General features: G+C 71.8%; 16 protein-coding genes. 7 read left to right on the forward strand and 9 right to left on the reverse strand.

Features of this window, described 5'->3' with window-relative positions; all coding sequences use genetic code 11:
- Window position 1 precedes the first annotated feature (1 nt).
- Window positions 2-1,078: a lysylphosphatidylglycerol synthase domain-containing protein gene (locus ACLEQD_RS04325; protein WP_410382012.1), complete on the reverse strand. Its 1,077-nt coding sequence runs from the start codon at window positions 1,076-1,078 to the stop codon at window positions 2-4.
- Window positions 1,079-1,359: 281 nt separating this feature from the next.
- Here ACLEQD_RS04325 and ACLEQD_RS04330 point away from each other — a divergent pair, with 281 nt between their 5' ends.
- Genes ACLEQD_RS04330 through ACLEQD_RS04340 form a run of 3 tightly spaced genes read left to right on the forward strand, consistent with a single transcriptional unit; the run spans window position 1,360 to window position 3,143 of the window.
- On the forward strand, window positions 1,360-2,214 hold the full coding sequence (locus ACLEQD_RS04330) for a zinc-dependent alcohol dehydrogenase family protein (protein WP_410382013.1): 855 nt from the start codon (window positions 1,360-1,362) through the stop codon (window positions 2,212-2,214).
- Window positions 2,214-2,345, forward strand: a complete 132-nt coding sequence (locus tag ACLEQD_RS04335) for a hypothetical protein (RefSeq protein ID WP_410382014.1) — start codon at window positions 2,214-2,216, stop codon at window positions 2,343-2,345. The genes ACLEQD_RS04330 and ACLEQD_RS04335 overlap by 1 nt, the downstream gene beginning before the upstream one ends.
- Before the next feature lie 33 nt (window positions 2,346-2,378).
- On the forward strand, window positions 2,379-3,143 hold the full coding sequence (locus tag ACLEQD_RS04340) for a glucose 1-dehydrogenase (protein WP_171415693.1): 765 nt from the start codon (window positions 2,379-2,381) through the stop codon (window positions 3,141-3,143).
- Between the two features lie 26 nt (window positions 3,144-3,169).
- Here ACLEQD_RS04340 and ACLEQD_RS04345 read toward each other — a convergent pair whose 3' ends face one another.
- Both ACLEQD_RS04345 and ACLEQD_RS04350 read right to left on the reverse strand, forming a co-directional pair.
- Window positions 3,170-5,719: a hypothetical protein gene (locus ACLEQD_RS04345; RefSeq protein WP_410382015.1), complete on the reverse strand. Its 2,550-nt coding sequence runs from the start codon at window positions 5,717-5,719 to the stop codon at window positions 3,170-3,172.
- 168 nt (window positions 5,720-5,887) lie between these two features.
- The gene (locus ACLEQD_RS04350) at window positions 5,888-8,023 is read right to left on the reverse strand and encodes a DUF4038 domain-containing protein (protein ID WP_410382016.1); all 2,136 of its coding nucleotides are present in this window, start codon (window positions 8,021-8,023) and stop codon (window positions 5,888-5,890) included.
- Between the two features lie 96 nt (window positions 8,024-8,119).
- Here ACLEQD_RS04350 and ACLEQD_RS04355 point away from each other — a divergent pair, with 96 nt between their 5' ends.
- A complete protein-coding gene (locus ACLEQD_RS04355) occupies window positions 8,120-8,635 on the forward strand; it encodes a YkgJ family cysteine cluster protein (RefSeq protein WP_410382017.1) in 516 nt (171 codons plus the stop codon).
- A 114-nt stretch (window positions 8,636-8,749) separates the two neighbouring features.
- Here ACLEQD_RS04355 and ACLEQD_RS04360 read toward each other — a convergent pair whose 3' ends face one another.
- The 4 genes from ACLEQD_RS04360 to ACLEQD_RS04375 are packed head-to-tail and all read right to left on the reverse strand — an operon-like array spanning window position 8,750 to window position 12,124.
- Window positions 8,750-9,877 (reverse strand): BMP family lipoprotein, encoded by a 1,128-nt coding sequence (locus tag ACLEQD_RS04360; RefSeq protein ID WP_410382018.1) that lies wholly within the window; start codon window positions 9,875-9,877, stop codon window positions 8,750-8,752.
- Window positions 9,878-9,925: 48 nt separating this feature from the next.
- On the reverse strand, window positions 9,926-10,300 hold the full coding sequence (locus tag ACLEQD_RS04365; protein ID WP_410382019.1) for a phosphatidylserine decarboxylase: 375 nt from the start codon (window positions 10,298-10,300) through the stop codon (window positions 9,926-9,928).
- A complete protein-coding gene (locus tag ACLEQD_RS04370) occupies window positions 10,297-11,061 on the reverse strand; it encodes a phosphatidylserine decarboxylase (RefSeq protein ID WP_410382020.1) in 765 nt (254 codons plus the stop codon). The genes ACLEQD_RS04365 and ACLEQD_RS04370 overlap by 4 nt, the downstream gene beginning before the upstream one ends.
- 10 nt (window positions 11,062-11,071) lie before the next feature.
- Complete coding sequence (locus ACLEQD_RS04375) at window positions 11,072-12,124, reverse strand: hypothetical protein (RefSeq protein WP_410382021.1); 1,053 nt, start codon at window positions 12,122-12,124, stop codon at window positions 11,072-11,074.
- Window positions 12,125-12,323: 199 nt separating this feature from the next.
- Between ACLEQD_RS04375 and ACLEQD_RS04380 the strand changes: the two genes are divergently transcribed.
- Window positions 12,324-14,000, forward strand: a complete 1,677-nt coding sequence (locus ACLEQD_RS04380) for an amidase (RefSeq protein WP_410382022.1) — start codon at window positions 12,324-12,326, stop codon at window positions 13,998-14,000.
- A 46-nt stretch (window positions 14,001-14,046) separates the two neighbouring features.
- On the opposite strand, the gene ACLEQD_RS04385 is transcribed toward ACLEQD_RS04380, so the two are convergent.
- Window positions 14,047-14,454 carry a hypothetical protein gene (locus tag ACLEQD_RS04385; RefSeq protein ID WP_410382023.1) on the reverse strand — a complete coding sequence of 136 codons (408 nt, stop codon included), beginning with the start codon at window positions 14,452-14,454 and terminating at the stop codon, window positions 14,047-14,049.
- A gap of 134 nt (window positions 14,455-14,588) precedes the next feature.
- On the reverse strand, window positions 14,589-15,122 hold the full coding sequence (locus ACLEQD_RS04390) for a nuclear transport factor 2 family protein (RefSeq protein ID WP_338265814.1): 534 nt from the start codon (window positions 15,120-15,122) through the stop codon (window positions 14,589-14,591).
- A gap of 88 nt (window positions 15,123-15,210) precedes the next feature.
- Here ACLEQD_RS04390 and ACLEQD_RS04395 point away from each other — a divergent pair, with 88 nt between their 5' ends.
- Window positions 15,211-15,990, forward strand: coding sequence for an alpha/beta fold hydrolase (locus ACLEQD_RS04395; protein WP_410382024.1), 780 nt, complete (start codon window positions 15,211-15,213; stop codon window positions 15,988-15,990).
- Window positions 15,990-16,532 (forward strand): ZIP family metal transporter (locus ACLEQD_RS04400; protein WP_410382025.1); only part of this gene is annotated, 543 nt, incomplete at its 3' end. The genes ACLEQD_RS04395 and ACLEQD_RS04400, both read left to right, overlap by 1 nt.

A 16,532-nucleotide genomic window follows, 5' to 3' on the forward strand; every position in this document is an offset into this window, starting at 1 on the left:
CTCAGCGGTACACCGGCGCGGGCAGCACGGGCGGCGCCACCGGCGCGGCGGCCGTCACCTTCGCCTTGGCGCGCCACACCAGCGGCGTGAGGGCCCCCACCAGCACGAACACCGCCTGCACCGTGTGCGCGAGCAGCGCGATGGACATGGCCTTCGCGGCCGTGGTCCCCATCACTCCCGCCGCCAGCGAGAACATCCCGTCCGTCACGCCCACCTGTCCGGGCACCAGCGAGCCCATGGCCAGCGCCACCAGGTAGAGCCCCTGCGTGAAGAGCGCCTGCACCACCGTTGCGTCGATGCCCACCGCGTGCGCCAGCACCGCGTACTGCATCACCTGCAACACCCGGCTGCCCAGGAACGCCATCATCGGCCGCCACGGACACAGCCCTCCGGCGCACACCGACGCCTGGAACGCCTCCGCGTGCGTGCCCCACTTGCCGCACCGCCCGCGCATCCACGCGCCCAGCCGCTTCGCCCGGAGCGCCGCGCGCACGCCCAGCGACGCGAGCAGCAGCACGAAGCCGTGCACCAGCATCGCCACCGTGAACGCGCTCCAGCCCGTCATCACGTAGGCCGCCAGCGCGCACGGGAAGGAGATGAGCCCTCCGGCGCCCAGCGACGCCGACTGCGACGTGGCCGCCGCCGCCGCCGCCGCCGCGCCTCCGGTGTAGGGCGTCAGCATCGTCGCCTTCGTCGCCTCCGCCGCCGTCCGGCCCGCGGGCGCCATGCTCGACACCGCGGTGCCAATCAACTGCGCGCGAACCAGCACCGACAGGGGCACCTGCCCGGAGCGGGCGCCGTAGGCCAGGCGCGTCGCCGTGGCGTCGCAAGCCTGCCGCCCCATTTCGAGGAACACCACCCAGGGGAGCAGCGGCAGCGCATCCACGAGCGTGGTCTTCAGCTCACCGGCGCCCGCCTTGTGCACCAGGGTGGCCAGCATGCCCAGGCCCGCCATCGCGAACACCGGTTTGAGCACCGTCAGCAGCCGGCGTCTCCAGACGCACGGTGCGGCGGAAAGCCCCTCCCCGACGGCGGCCCCCGGCCCGGCCAGGGCCCCTTCGTGGTGCACGTTGCTCACACTCGCCCTCCTCGCCCGTCCTCACCCACCCCACCGAGGGGCCCATTTCAGAACCTGTGCAGCCCTCACCGTCATGGCGAGGCCCGATCGTCGACGGTCGTCAGCCTCCTTCCTCTCGCGTCCGCGGGTGGACAGAGCGCCATGCCCCAGGGGCGACGAATGCAGGCCGGGTGGATCCATCCACTCGCGGATGCACGCCGCGCGTGGGCGGCAACGCACGCTCGGCAGCAGGACGGAAGGCGGTTAGGGTGACGCCGCCTTCACAGCGCGGGAGCAATGCCATGAAAGCAGTGCGCTTCTCGGCCTTCGGGCCGCCCCCCGACGTCGCCCAGGTGGTGGAGGAGTCGCCTGTGCCATTGAAGCCCGGCGAGGCACGGCTCGCCGTGCTCGCCACGCCCATCAACCCCTCCGACCTGCTCACCCTCTCCGGCGAGTACGGCGTGCTGCCCAAGCTGCCCGCCACGCCCGGCAACGAGGGCGTGGGCCGCGTGGTGGAGGTGGCCGGCTCCGACGCCGTGGCCGTGGGCGACCTCGTGTTCCTGCCCCTGGGCTCGGGCACCTGGCGCACCCACCTCACCGCGCCCGCCGCGCAGCTCTTGCCCGTGCCGCCGGGCCTGGACCTGCTCCAGGCGAGCATGCTGCTCATCAACCCGCCCACCGCCTACCTGATGCTGCGCCAGTTCGTGACGCTCCAGCCCGGCGAGTGGGTGGTGCAGAACGCAGCCAACTCCGCGGTGGGCCGCTACCTCATCACGCTGGCGCAGGTGATGGGCCTGAAGACCGTCAACGTCGTGCGCCGCCAGGCGCTGGCCGACGAGCTCAAGGCCCAGGGCGCGGACGCGGTGCTGCTGGACACGGATGAGCTGCCCCAGCAGGTGCGCGCGGCCACGGGCGGCGCGAAGGTGCGGCTGGGCATCGACGCGGTGGGCGGCGACTCCGCCCGCAGGGTGGGCGACTGTCTGACGACGGGCGGCGTGCTGGTGAACTACGGCGCCATGAGCGGCAAGGGCCCCATGCTGTCCGCGGCGGCCAGCATCTTCAAGGACGTCACCCTGCGCGGCTTCTGGCTGACGCGCTGGCTGCGCGACGCCCTCGCGAGGAGCAGAACGCCACGCTCGCGCGGCTGGCGGAGCTGATGGCGGTGGGCACGCTGCAGGCGCCCGTGGACGGCACCTATCCGCTGGAGCGCATCCAGGACGCGGTGAAGCGCGCGCTGGAGCCGGGCCGCAACGGGAAGATTTTGCTCACCCCCAACCCCGCGGCGTGAAGCACCCGCCGCGCACATGAAGGAACGACGACCATGAAGCGAGTCGAAGGCAAGGTGGCCCTGGTGACCGGCGGCGCGGGGGGCCTGGGCGCCGCGTCCGCGAGGATGCTCGCGCGCGAGGGCGCGAAGGTGGTGGTCACCGACCGGCGTGAGGCCGAAGCCCGCGCGGTGGCGGAGGAGCTGGGCGACGCCGGGCTGTTCGTCCCGCTGGACGTCACCCGCGAGGACCAGTGGGTGAGCGCGCTGGCGCGCACGGTGGAGAAGTTCGGGCGGCTGGACGTGCTCGTGAACAACGCGGGCATGGGCATCGTGAAGGACATCGAGGAGATGTCCCTGGACGAGTGGAAGCTCGTGCACTCGGTCAACCTGGACGGCGTCTTCCTGGGCTGCAAGCACGGCATCCGCGTGATGCGGGAGTCCAGGTCCCAGGGCTCCATCATCAACATCTCCTCCATCGCGGGGCTCGTGGGCGTGCCGCAGTTCCCCGCGTACTGCTCCAGCAAGGCCGGCGTGCGCATGCTGTCCAAGTCCGTGGCGCTGCACTGCGCGTACAAGGGCTACGGCATCCGCTGCAACTCCATCCACCCGGGCTACGTGGAGACGGCCATGGTGGAGGCGCTGGCGCAGGCCGGCGGTCAGGCGGACAAGACGCGCGCGCGCATGCTCAAGGGCATCCCCGCGGGCCGCTTCGGCGAGCCGGACGACGTGGCCAACGCCGTGGTGTACCTGGCGTCGGACGAGTCCAAGCTGATGACCGGCGCGGAGATGGTCCTCGACGGCGGCGCCACCGCGCAGTAGCGCCCTCACGGCGGCGCCCGGGGGCCTCACTCCCAGGGCGCCGTCAGCAGCTCCCCGAAGCGCATCCCCAGCTCCATGCGGCCCACCATCGCCTGTCCCCAGGCGTTGGCCTGCGCGGCCCAGGTTGCGGGCGTGAGCCCCAGCGTGTCGAAGAGCTTCATCACGTCTCCGCCCCGCTGCATCGCGATGATCATCCGCGCGTAGTCCACGAGCGTGGGGAAGGCGGACTCCGGGAAGACCACCTCGCGGTCCACGGGCTTGAGCGGCACGCGGGGCTGGAGCGTGGACAGCAGCAACTGGGCCTGCACCCGGGACTTCAGCTCCTGCTGCTCGCGCTCCACGGCCTGCTGGGCCTCGCGCGCTTCGGCGTCGCGGCGGGCGGCCTCGGCGCGGCGCTCCTGGTCCCGGCGGCGGGACTCGGCCACCTGACGGTCGATTTCACGCTGGCGCTCGCGGTCCGCGTTCTCGCGCCTGCGCTCGCGGCGCTCCCGCATCATCCGCAGCGCGCCGTGCGTGTCGTCCAGGAAGTCGCGGTGGATGTTCGACTCCTCCGGCGGGGACGGCGTGGCGAGCACGCGCCGCTCGAAGGCGGGCAGCCACGCCTCGAAGTGGTCCAGCTCCGCGTCCAGCGCCGGGAGGACGGCCTCGTCGCGGGACTCCAGCCCGTTGCGCAGCGACATGGCGCCCTTCGACACGGAGAGGGACGCGGTGCGCGGGCGCGTGCCCACCCGCTCCTCCGCCGCGTCCCAGAGCGCGCGCAGCCGCCGAGGCAGCGCGTCCACCGGCGCGTCGTCCAGCAACCGCCGTGTCTGTTCATAGAGCCCCTCCGGATCCACGCGCCACCAGGACTGGAAGCGCGCGAGGACGTCCGGCTCCACCTCGCACTGGTTCTCCCAGAGGCGGTCGCGCCAGCCGGCGAAGGCGGCGAGCAGGGCGCCTCGCTCCGCGGGATGGGATTGGAAGCGCCGCCAGACGGCTTCGACGAGCACCTCACGGCCGGACAGGGAGCTCCAGGAGCGCACCACGCGCGACAGCGGAGCCACCAGCAGGTGCTGGCCCGGTCCTTCCCAGACGGCCATCAACAGCCGGCCCGCGTGCCCCGGGTCGGGGTGCTTCTCCTCGTGCCAGCTGTCAGGCACCAGGCCCAGGTTCCGCGCCCGCGAGGGGAACATGATCAACGCTTCCAGCAGGGCCTCGCCGCTGTGCGTGTCGCGGGCCCAGTCGTTCAGCCGCCGCTGTTCGTCCACGCCCGAGTGGTGGAGGAAGCGCGCGAACGCGGAGTCACCGAAGCACGCGGTGCGGTCCTTCGCCGCGCCCCGGTCGATGGCGTGCACGGTCTCCTCCAGGAAGGCCCACATCGCCTCGGACTCCTCCTCCTCCGGGGCCTCGGGGTCGTCGCGGGGAGGCGTGGCGGCCCACTCGAAGAAGTCCAGCGCGGTCTCCGCGGGCAGGTCTCGCAGCACCGAGCGCGCCCAGCGGGCCCATTGCTGTTGACCCTCCAGGCCCCACGCACGGAAGGGGTGCCGCTTCGCGAAGGACAACAGCTCGCCCGCGAGCGAGCCCACCGTGCGCAGGGACACGGTGAGCAGTGCGTCCAGGGCGCCCTCGGGTGGGGGCGAGGGGAGCTCGCGAAGGACCTCCTTCGCGAAGGCCGCGTCGCCGTCCTGCCGCAGCCGCGCGAGCAGCCGGCGTGAGCCCCACTGGCTCAGGATGCGCCGCGCGAAGCGGGCGGTGCTGGCGTCAGCGGAGTCCAGCGCCTGGGAGACCTCCATCTCGTCGTGAAGGCACAGGGCGCACTCGAAGCGGACGTCGGCGTCATTGCCATACAGACCCCGGTGGAGCGCGGCGGAGACACCCTCCGGCGTCACCTCCCGGGACACCCGCGACCAGGCGACGGCGGCGCGCGAGGACAGCTCCGGCACGTCGAGCACGCCCAGGGCGAGGACGCGGATCCGCTCGCGCTCCTCGGGGCTCAGCCGCGGGGGAAGGCCGTTGCGCCAGCGCGTCATCGCGAGCATGGCCTCCACCGCCATGCGTCCCTCGCCGTGCAGCAGCTGGTGGCTCACCGAGTAGCGGGCCTCCCGCGACCCATTGCCCTGGTGCACGCAGGCGAGCGCGGCCAGCAGGCGCAGGGTCGGATCCGGGGCCTTGTCCGCCAGCCACTCCAGCGAGTCCGGCATGGGGCTGAAGGGCGCGAGCAGCTCCTCCAGGGCCGACTCCTCAATGGGCAATATCAGCGCCCACGCGTCCTCCAGCTCCCGCGCGAAGCCGCGCTGCACGAGGTGGGACTCGATGCGCCGGGCGTCCTGGGCCAGGTACAGCACCGCGCCCCACTGCCGTGCGTAGCGCGCCTCCAGCACGTCCACCTGCGAAGCCTCCAGCGCGGCGGTGCGGGCCGCCAGGGCGAAGCGGTCCACGCCCGACTTCAGCAACGCCCGCGCGGCGCCATAGCGCTCCGGAGGGATGGCACCACAGAGGCAATGCGGGCACGCGGCGTCAGCAGGGATGAAGCGGATGCAGCCGGGGCAGCGCACCTCGGCGCCCTGGCGCACGCCGCTGTCGAGCGGGGCGGACATGCCCTGTGTCTACCCTGGCCCGGGGGCATCGCGCACCCTGGCCTGGCAATGTCTCAGCAGGGTGAAAGAAGACGGCCACGAGCGCCCTCGCCAAGGGCAAGCCCGCCAGCAAGGCACGGGCTGAGCCCCGCGGACGCGCGGCGTCCAAGCGCGTCCACTGACGCGCCGCTACTGCACCGTGAAGGTCGCGGCGCAGCTGCTCCACACGTACCAACGGGACCAGTCCCCCACGGAGACCCCGGTCGCCAGGCAGTAGCTGCCCGGGGTCAGCGTCGCGGGGACGGCGTAGTCCACCTGGAACGTGCGCGTCTGGCCTTGCGTGAACGCCTGTTGGGTCAGCGGGTTGCTGGCCACCGTGGTGGTGCCGGCCCCGTTGCGCACGTCCAGCTTCACGTTCACGCCGCTCGCCGCGCCCGCTGCCTGGAAGGTGCTGGTGAGCCGCACCGTGCCGCCCCGCGCCACCGTCGCGGGCGACGTGGACGCGGACACGAGCGTGAAGCCCACCTGCGGCGCCGGGGCGTTGGACACCGTGAACGACGCCGCGCAGTTGTCCCAGTAGAGCCAGGTGGCCCAGGTGGCATCCGCCACACCCGACGTCAGGCAGTACGTCCCGTTGGCCAGCGTGGACGGCACCGCGTAGGTCATCGTGTATGTCTTGAGCTCGCCCTGCGTGAACGCCTGGTTCGTGAACGGCACCCCGGCCAGGTACGTGCCCGCCGCGTCCCGCACGTTGAGCTTCACGTTGCGGCCCGACGCCGCGCCCGCCGCCTGGATGGACACCGCCAGGTTCACCGTCTGCCCCGGCGCCACGTTGGAGGGTGACGCCGACGCGGACTGCGTGGCGTAGGCCTCGTTCACCGGCGGCGGCGTCGTGCCACCCGGCGGCGGGAAGTTGCGCGTGGTGTCGTCCAGCACCAGCACCCAGTCATTCCCCGCCCCGCTGCTGGGAGGCGTGAACTGCCGCGTGCCCGTGTTGGGGTAGGTGCCCACGACCGTCGTCGCGCCCGTGCGAGGGTTGTACCAGGTGGCGCGCACCGTCCCTCCAGAGAGCCGGCCCATGTTCACCGTGAAGCCCAGCCCGGAAGCGCTGTAGACGAAGGCGTAGGCGCCGCTCGAGGAGCGCGTGGCCTGGAGGCGCTGGGTGCCCGTCCCCGCGCTGGAGGCCAGCAGCGCCGGGTCCGGCGTGCGCTCCAGCATGGGGCGCGACTCGATGAGCCGGCGCAGGTAGCGCATCTGCCCCGCACCCGCGTGGTGGAGCGCGTCGTACCAATAGCTCTGCGGATTGAACTGCGGCGAGCGGCCCGGCGCGTACATCTGCCAGACGGCGTTGTGCCCGTAGGTGTGGCCGAGCGCGCCCGCGAACACGCTCCAGTACGCGTACTTGCGCACCTCGTAGTCGTTGGAGAAGCCGTTGGCGGCGTTGAAGCAGATGGGGAACTGCTCGTAGAGCGGCTCGCCGTCCAGCGACGGCTTCACGGGTGACAGGGCGTAGTCGCTGGCGATGCGGTTGTAGACGTCCGTGTCCGTGCAGTGGCCGTTCTGCTGCATGTTGAAGTCCAGCCACGCCTCGTTGTGGAACCAGGTGGAGGACCGCGCTCCGCCCTTCGGGTGGAAGGTCATCAGCACCTGGCTGTAGTCCTCCGAACCCGACGTGCCGATGGCGATGCCCTTCGCCAGCGCGCGCCAGACGGGCTCCTGGCCCACGGGGCTCACGTCACCGCCGAGCACCCAGATGATGGAGCGGCCCGCGTAGCGGCTTCCCAGGAACTGGCCATACGCCTGCGCGTTGGACAGCGTGAGGTGGCCGTCCTGCACCAGCGTGCCCCACAGGGGCAGCAGCGCCACGTAGAGGCCGCGCGCCTCGGCCTGGTCGACGACGTAGTCGGCGTGGTCCCAGAAGTCGTACTGGGTGGCGTTGGCCGGGTCACTGCCCGGCGTCACCGCGGGCGTCGTGAAGTTGTTGTTGAGGAAGGGCACGTCCCCCTGCGCGTTGGAATACAGGCCCGTGAGTGGGGCCAGCACCACGGCCTGCACGACGGTGAAGCCCTGGTCCGCGCGGTTCTGGAGGTACGTCGCAGCCTGGTCGCGGTTGAGGTACGGGATGAGCTGCCACGCTGTGTCCGCCATCCAGAAGAACGGCGTGCCGTCCGCCTTCACCAGGAAGCGGCCGTTGCTGCTCACGCGCAGCTTCGACAGGGTCAGGGAGGAAGAGGCGGTGACGGGGGCTTCCGGTTCCAGCACGGGCTCCTGCCCGCACGCCGACAGGAGGGACAGGCACAGCAGGGACATCCAGGTACGTCTCACGATGAGGTTCCTTGGAGGAGGGGGAAGCACGCGCCATAACACACGGAATCCCAGCGGATGCGTCGGTTCCGGAGGAGCGGTAAGAAGGGAACTCCGATGAGCACGCCAGACGAAGCGCGTCGCGCGCTGGAGGCCGTGTACCAGCGCGTGGAGACACGCGCGGCCGACATCTCCGGCACCCATGACTGGTGGCCCTGCCGCCGTGGCTGTGATCACTGCTGCCGCCACCTGGCCGCGCCGCTGCCGCTCACGGAGCTGGAGTGGCGCTACCTGGAGGAGGGGCTCCAGCAACTGCCACCCGAAGCGCGGGAGGAGATCCGCTCCCGCGTCGAAGCCCTGGCCCGGCAGGAGGCCCGCCCGTATCCCTGCCCGCTGCTCGACCGTGAGACAGGAGCCTGCCGCGTCTACGCGCACCGGCCGCTGTCGTGCCGCTCGTATGGCTTCGCCGCCGCGCGCGACGGCGGGCTCTTCTGCCACTTCATCCTGGACCTGGTCGGCCAGCACGGCGACGCGGACATCGTCTGGGCCAATCAGGACGCGCTGGAGGACGCGGTGGCGCGGCTGAGCGGCCCCACACGCCCGCTGCCCGAGTGGTTCGCGCGCGGGCCGTGAGCATCCGGCTCAGCGTGGCCATCAACGAGGGCCAGCTGAAGGTGGAGACGGCGGCCCGCGCTTCTAGACGGAAGCGGCGCGGCGCCCCCCCTGCCTCCAGCCCCCGCTCCGCGTTCAGGGAGCGGGCTGCGTGGGCACCTTCAGCTCCCCGGAGATGATGCGTGCCCGGAGCGCGTCCACGGTGCGCAGCGCGTCTTCCTTGCCCGGAAAGTCCAGCCGCACGGGCGCCAGCCCCACGCCGCCCTCCTTCAAGCCGAGCGAGACATGCCCACCCTGGAGGCTCCCCTGGCGCTGCTCGCGGATGGCCTCGTACACGACCAGGTCCACGTGCTTCACGACGGCGGACAGCACCGCCTGGGGCGCCAGGTGGGACGGGTCGGAGTCCACGCCAATGACATACACGGCCTTGCCCGCGTCGCGCGCCTCCTTCACCGCCTGGATGGCGCCCAGGCCGTCCACGCCGGCCGCCGCGAAGACGACGTCCGTGTCCTTGAGCAGCAGGTCCTGCCCCACCTGCTTGCCCAGGGCGAAGTCCGTGAAGCTGCCGGTGTAGTTGACCAACACCGTGGCGCTCGGGTTCGTCGCGGCCACGCCGGCCCGGAAGCCCGCCTCGTAGCGCTGCACCAGGGGAATCTTCATCCCGCCCACCATGCCCACCCGGCCCGTCTTCGTGACCCATCCGGCCAGGGCGCCCGCGAGGAAGCAGCCCTCCTCCTCACGGAACACCACCGTGCGCACGTTGGGCAGCGTGATGACGCGCCCCTGCGCGTCCAGCAGCGGGCTGTCCACCAGCAGGAAGGGCAGCGACGGGTTGCGCCGGGCCACCGCCTCCACGGCGTTCTCCAGCATGAAGCCCACGCCCATCGCCATGGACACGTGCTGCTCCGCGAGCAGCTGGAGGTTCGGCTCGTAGTCCTCCGCCACGCGGCTCTGGAGGACCACCGGCGTGATGCCCAGCGGGGTCAGCTCCTGCGCGCGCGAGGCCAGGTCGGGCCCCAGCGAGGCCTGCCGCTCGGACAGGGAGGCCTCCTGGTAGCCGGCCTTCTCATACTTCTTCCCCGCGGCCCACAGCTCCAGCCCGCGCAGGGCGGAGTCGTTGAAGGCCTGGTCGCCCCGGCCGCCCAAGCCCAGCACCAGGCCGATGGTGGGCGTGGGAGGCGCGGCGGGCGCCTCCTTCTTGCAGCCGGTGGAGGCCGCCAGCAGACACAGGACGAAGGAGACGATTCGGCGGTGCGGGCTCATCACACCGCCAAATGTATCACGCCCCCCGGGCTGCTTCCGGGCTGGGGCTCAGGGGAAGGCCTGGCCAATCCAGCTGCCCTGGTTGTAGTGCACGTTGGGCTGGGCCATCAGCCCGACGCTGCTCGCGGCCTCGAACAGCACGACGATGTCGGAGCCGCCGAACTGGAAGTAGGCGAACTCCTCGCCCTTGTGCAGCTTCTTGCCGACCTCCGCGGTCATCACCACGGAGGACACCTGCGCCATGCCGATGGGCAGCACCGCCACCAGGCCCGCGGGCGTGTCCAGCACCAGCAGGCCGCGCGCCTGCGCGAACTGGTAGCCCGTGCCGTCCTCGGCGTCCATCCGGCGCGCCGCGTGGAGCCGGTGCGTCCCATCCGCTTCCGCCGCCGCCACGACGTCCAGGTACACCTGCCCGTGAATCACGCGCGACTCCAGCACCCGGCCGGCAGCGGCACGTGCAGGCGGTGGTAGTCCGTCGTGTTGAGGAAGCTGTGCATGAAGACGCCGCCCCGGAACCGCTCGCGGTAGGGGCTGCCCTCCAGCAGCTCCATGACGGACCAGGTGAGGTTCTTCACCGTGATGGTGGACTTCTCGTTGATCTGCCACCAGCCCACGAAGGTGGAGTCCGCCGGCGATACAATCACCCGGTCATCCCCGATGGACGCGATGGGCCGCATGCCCGGCTTGTAGTTGCGGGCGAAGAACTGGTTGAAGGTCTTCCAGCCGCTGGGGGCCTGCATGTACTCGGACATGTTGTAGGCCGGGGCGTCGTAGAACGTGCGCAGCGACTCCGGCGTGAGCGACTCCGGCGTGTCCAGGAAGCGCCCCCACGCGTCGGCGTACGCCACCATCCACCGGGAGAGCTCCGTCAGCTCCGGCGCCCGCTGGCTGGGGACGATGTGGTTCTGGAGCTCGCGCACCGGCTTCTGGTCCAGGAAGAAGTAGAACTCGCAGATGTGGTTGTAGATGTGCCGGCCGTTGGGCGTTTCGGAGGGCACCCACTCCAGCAGGCCGCTCATCCACTGGAGGTAGTCGTCCAGGTTCTCGATGTGGCGGATGGCGGGGATGTCGTAGCGCCGGGCGTCCTGGATGGCCTGGGTGAAGCGGCCCTCCCAGCCGTTCCGGGCGATGAGCTGCTTCAACTCCTGGACGACGGGCTGCAAGGGCTTGTCATGGGGGTGCATGGGCTCTCCTTCAGGAATACAGCGCGTAGACCGACGCCCCCGCCAGGAGCAGCGCGGGAGGAATGGAATAAAGACAGACGCGGTCCAGGGCCCGGGTGAACCGCAGGCCGCGGGCCTCGTGCTCCGTGCCCTGGGTGCGCTTGAGCACCTGGTGCACGCAGAGGCTCTCCGCCACGATGAGGAACAGCACCGCCTGGCCCCCGAACATGAAGTAGTCCATCACGCACAGGTAGGCGATGCGCGGCAGCACCGTGCACGCGATGTAGTTGTGCGCGATGACCGCCAGCAGCGCGGTGATGCAGATGCCGCTGCGCTCCCCCAGGCTCTCCGGGTCCAGGAAGAACACGACGCAGGGGGCCAGCACGAGCAGCAGCAGCACCAGGATGAGCTTGAAGACGTAGTACTGGGGACGCCGCTCGACGTGGAGGGTGATGTTGAAGCGCGAGTAGCCGACGTCGTCGAAGAAGGTGTAGCGGTGCGTCTCCGTCCCGACGCGGACGCCGTGGAGCTCCCACTCCGACGGGCCGCTGGAGGCGAGTTCCAAGACGTCGTCGCCATGAAGCGGCGCGCTGCACTCGGCCAGCGACTCCGCCCCCTGGAGCGGCGCCCCCACGCGCTCATGGACCAGGACCAGCTCCTCCCGGGCGTGCTGGAAGTCCTCGATGAGGATGGGCAGGTCCTGTTCGTCGAAGGGGAACCGGCGCAGGTCCAGCTTGCTGGCGAGCGTGACCCGGTAGCGGTTCACCGTCTGCACGACGCCGGGCGCCACCAGTTGATAGCTGTCCTCCTCCAGCTGCTTGGACACGCTCCTGGCGTTGATGATCTCCAGGTTCGGGCGCCACGCGGGAGGCGCGTCCAGGTTGCCGAGCGGCGCGTCGGCGAGCGTGGGGTCGTACCAGCGCAGCCGCAGGTAGAAGTCCGCGTCGAAGGTCTCGTTGACGTCGTCCACGGTGCTCAAGCCGGACAGGGCGAAGCTCACGTAGACCTTGCGCGGCCCGGCTCCTGGCGGCGCCTCCACCGCGCCCGCCCGGGGGGACAGGAGCAGGCCCAGACAGAGCAACATTCCCCAGAGCCGGTGGGCTGCCTCCACCGACCCGCTGCGGCATCCGTGCATGCTCCCGGTGGGTGCATGCGATATGCCGCCTTCAGGACAGACCGCCTGCGCGGTCCCTCGCTCCTGCCTGCGCGGACGGCGGCCCGGGGGCGCGTTCCCGCGGGACGCGGGCTGCGTCCCCGCGCGACGCGGCGATACGCTGTCCGCCATGACCTACCAACGCGCCCCGGTGAAGGCTCCGCGACTCTCTGGCATGGCCCTCAAGGCCATGGTGAACACGCTGGAGCGGGGCGGCGTGGGCCCGGCGCTGTTGGAGAAGTTGATGCGGGACAGCGGCATCGAGCAGTGGCGCGAGCTGTCCGCTGGCGATGCCCCGCCCCTCCAGTACCCGCTGCCCCCGGGCGCTCCAGCCACTGAAACACAGACACCCGTGGAGCAGGCCGCGCGCGCCGCCGCCGCGTCGCCCGTGGAGCCGGAGCGGGAGACGGTGGCGGCGTTCGCTCGCGCCTACCGGGACGGGGGCACGGACCCGGTGGCCGTGACGCGGAAGGTCCACGAAGCCATTGAACGGCTGGACGGCGGCGCGGACCGCCTGGGCCTCTTCATCGCTCGCAAGCCGGAGGAGGTGCTGCGGGCGGCGGAGGCGTCCGCGGAGCGGCTGCGCGCGGGCGTGCCCTTGAGCGTGCTCGACGGCGTGCCGGTCGTCATCAAGGACGAGCTGGACGTGGCGGGCTTCCCCACGACGCTGGGCACCACGTTCCGCACCGAGCCGGCCCGGACCGACTCCACCGTCGCCGCGCGCCTGAAGGCCGCGGGCGCCGTCATCCTGGGCAAGGCCAACATGCATGAGATTGGCATCAACCCCATCGGGTTGAACCCGCACCACGGCGCCTCGCGCAACCCGTGGAACCGGGGCCACATCACCGGCGGCAGCTCCAGCGGCTCCGGGGCCGCGGTGGCGGCGGGCCTGTGTCCGGCGAGCATCGGCGCGGACGGCGGCGGCTCCATCCGCATCCCGGCCGCGCTGTGCGGTCTCGTCGGACTCAAGGCCACCTGGGGCCGCATCCCGGAGACGGGCGTGCCGCCGCTGTGCTGGAACGTGGCGCACGTGGGCCCCCTGGGCCTCACGGTCGACGACGTCGCGGCGGTGTATGCGATTGTCGCGGGGCCGGACGGGCACGACGTCGCCTCCCGGCAGCAGCCCCCGCACCACCTGTCCGGCTACGAGGACGGGGCGCTGAAGGGCGTCCGGCTGGGCCTCTGCACGCCGTACTTCGAGGACGCGGACCCGGACGTGGTGGCGCGCTGCCGCGAGGCCGTGCGCGCCCTCACCGACGCGGGCGCCACGGTGGCGGAGCTCCCCGCGCCGGACCTCAACACGATTCTCTGGACGCACAGCTGCATCATCCTGAGCGAGATGGCGGAGGCGATGCTGCCGCAGGTGAAGGCCCGCGCGTCGGTGTTCGGGCTCGACTCGCGCACCAACCTGGCGCTGGGGCGTCACTTCCGGGCCACGGACCTCATCCATGCGCTGCGGCACCGGCACCGGCTGACGCGCGAGCTGCTGTCGCTCATGGCGGACGTGGACGTCATCGTCACGCCGACGACGGCCAGCACCGCCCCCGCCATCCCCGAAGCGGCGCTCCCGGCGGGCGAGTCCAACCTGCCGGTGGTGGACGCGCTGATGCGCTTCATCCGCCTGGCGAACCTCACCGGCTGCCCTGCCCTCTCCGTCCCCGCGGGCTTCGACCGCGCGGGCCTGCCCGTGGGCGTGCACCTCATGGGGCGGCCCTACGAAGAGCACCTGCTGCTGCGCCTGGGGCGCGTGGTGGAGCGCGCGACGGAGCGCCGCACGCCGGGCATCCACGTCAACGTCCTGCCCTGAGGGCCGCGGTTCAGCGCGCGCCGGACCCGGTGAGCACGTCCCCGGCTCACGGGGAGGCGGGCGCCTGCTCCTGCTCCACGTCCCGGACGCGGTTGGGACGGCGCTCGGGGACGGGGGCGATGCCGCCCAGCCAGACCCAGTCCTCGCCATTCCACAGCTGCTCGCACCAGCGCAGCTCCGTGGCCAGCTCCCGCGCCTTGGCCCCGTGGGGGACGAGCGCCCAGCCCAGCCGGGACTGCTTGCACTCGCCGCTCTTGAACTTCAGCAACCGGCGGTGCGTCTGGGCCTCGGCCCGCTCCGCGTCCCAGAGCGCCTGGTTCTTCAGGCCGTCGCCCTGGGCATCCACTCCGTTCCACTCACACCAGGCCAGCACGTCCTTCATTCGGACCAGCTTCGTTCCCCGGGAGAGTTCCGTCACGGCCGCGACGAGAAGGTCGGGGGTGATGACACGCATGGGTTGAGCCTCCGGTGCAGAGCGGCGAAGGACACCAACCTACAGCGTAGGAAATGGCGGAGGGCCTCAGCTCCGCCATGCGTTTGTCATGGTTCTGTCATGACGTCCGGCCATGACGCAGGCGGGCAACACGCTCAGGGCTTCTTCGCGGGCGGCTGCGCTGGGGCGGGCGGTGTGGCTGGCTTTGCCTTCGAGTACGTGGCGATGCGGTTCGTCACCTCGCCCATCAAGTCATTGGGGATGGGGACGGAGAGGTTGTACTGGGCGATCTTCCAGCCGGCCGCGTCCTTCACCAGCACGCCGCTGCCGCGCGCGGGGCCCAGGTTGGGCGTGTCCAGCGCCTCGTCGAACCAGGCCACCTGACCGTCCTTCGACAGGAACACGTTGCGGGACACCGACTTGAACGACCACGCCTTGCCCTTGGTGAAGAAGGGCTTCGCCCACGCGCGGAACTGATCCACGGTCCAGCGCTCCTGGCCGTCCGTGCCCATGAAGACCGCGTCCGGCGTGAAGAAGGAGAAGTAGCGCGGCTCGTTCGCGACGGCCGCCGCGCGGTGCCAGTCGTCCAGCACCGTGGCCACCGCCACCTTCGGATCGGCCGGGGCCTGGGCCGGCGCCGCGACGGGGTTGGCGCCAAGCGCCAGCAACAACCAGGAGACGGATGCCATCGGGTTCACCTCGACGCAAACGGGGTTCGCGGTATGAAGCGGCAGGGCGTGCCCCAGGTCAAGGCACGCGACACAAGGCGGTGGTGGCGTGGTGCTCGAAAGTTTCCAGGTGGGCACGGGCGACGTGCCCACGGTGATGCTGCACGGCTTCCTCGGGACGGGCCGCAACCTGCGCTCGCTGGCCGTCGCGTGGGCCCAGGCCGACCCGCGCCGCCGCATCCTCCTGCCCGACCTCACCGGCCACGGCGCGTCTCCCGCCCTGCCCCCGGACGCGGACCTGACCACGCTCGCGCGCGACGTGGTGGACACGCTCGACGCGCAGGGCTTCACCGGCGCGGTGGACTGGGTGGGCCACTCGCTGGGCGGCCGCGTGTCACTGGCCGCGAGCCTGGAGGCCTCCGAGCGTGTGGGCAGCGTGGCGCTGCTCGACATCGCGCCCGGCCCCGTGCCGCTGGACCTGTCGGAGAGCGGCTACGTGCTCGACATCCTGCTGAAGGCCCCGCCGCGCGCCGACAGCCGCAAGGACCTGCGCGCGAGCCTCACCGGCAACGGCCTGTCGGAGGCGCTGTCGGACTGGCTCCTCATGAACCTCGCGCCCGACGGTGAGGGCGTGCGCTGGCGCTTCGACCGAGACGCCCTCCAGCGCCTCCACCGGCGCGTCAACGGCGAGGACCTGTGGCCCGCCGTGGAGCGCCCCGTCCACCCGCCCCTGCGCTGCATCCGTGGCGGGCGCAGCCGGTACGTGTCGCAGGAGAGCGCGCGGCGGCTGGAGGCCGGCGGCTGCCCCGTGGCCGTCCTCCCGGACGCGGGCCACTTCGTGCACGTGGACGGTCCCCAGGCCGTGCTCGCGTGGCTGATGGCCCCCTGATGGACACGCACACCGTCCTGCTCGTCTTCATCGCCGTGGGGCTGGACGGTCTGGCCGGGCTCGCGGGCGGCGTGCTGTCCGAGCCCTGGCTGCAGCGGCGGCTGCCCGCGCTGGTGGCCTTCGCCGCCGGCACGCTCTTGAGCACCGTGTTCCTGGAGGTGCTCCCGGAGGCGGTGGAGGCGCGGGGGGAGGCCGCCTTCGCGTGGGCCTTCGCCAGCTTCGTCGCGCTGGCGCTGCTGGAGTGGGCGCTGGGCCATCACCACCACGACGCGGAGCTCGCCGCGGGGCACGCGCACGGCCACGTCCATCACGCGCATCATCATGGGCACTCCGGCGCGCCCACGCTCCCCAGCGCGCTGCTCGCGTCGGATGCGCTGCACAACGTGGGCGACGGCGCGGCGGTCGCGGCGGCCTTCCTCGTGTCGCCGCACGCGGGCTTCGCCACCGCGTTCGCGGTCATCGTCCACGAGCTGCCGCAGGAGGTGGGCGACTACGCGCTCCTGCGCGCCGCGGGGTGGTCTCGCGCCCGGTCGCTCGTCGCG

Source organism: Corallococcus sp. 4LFB (assembly GCF_046520365.1).
GTDB classification, from domain to species: domain Bacteria; phylum Myxococcota; class Myxococcia; order Myxococcales; family Myxococcaceae; genus Corallococcus; species Corallococcus caeni.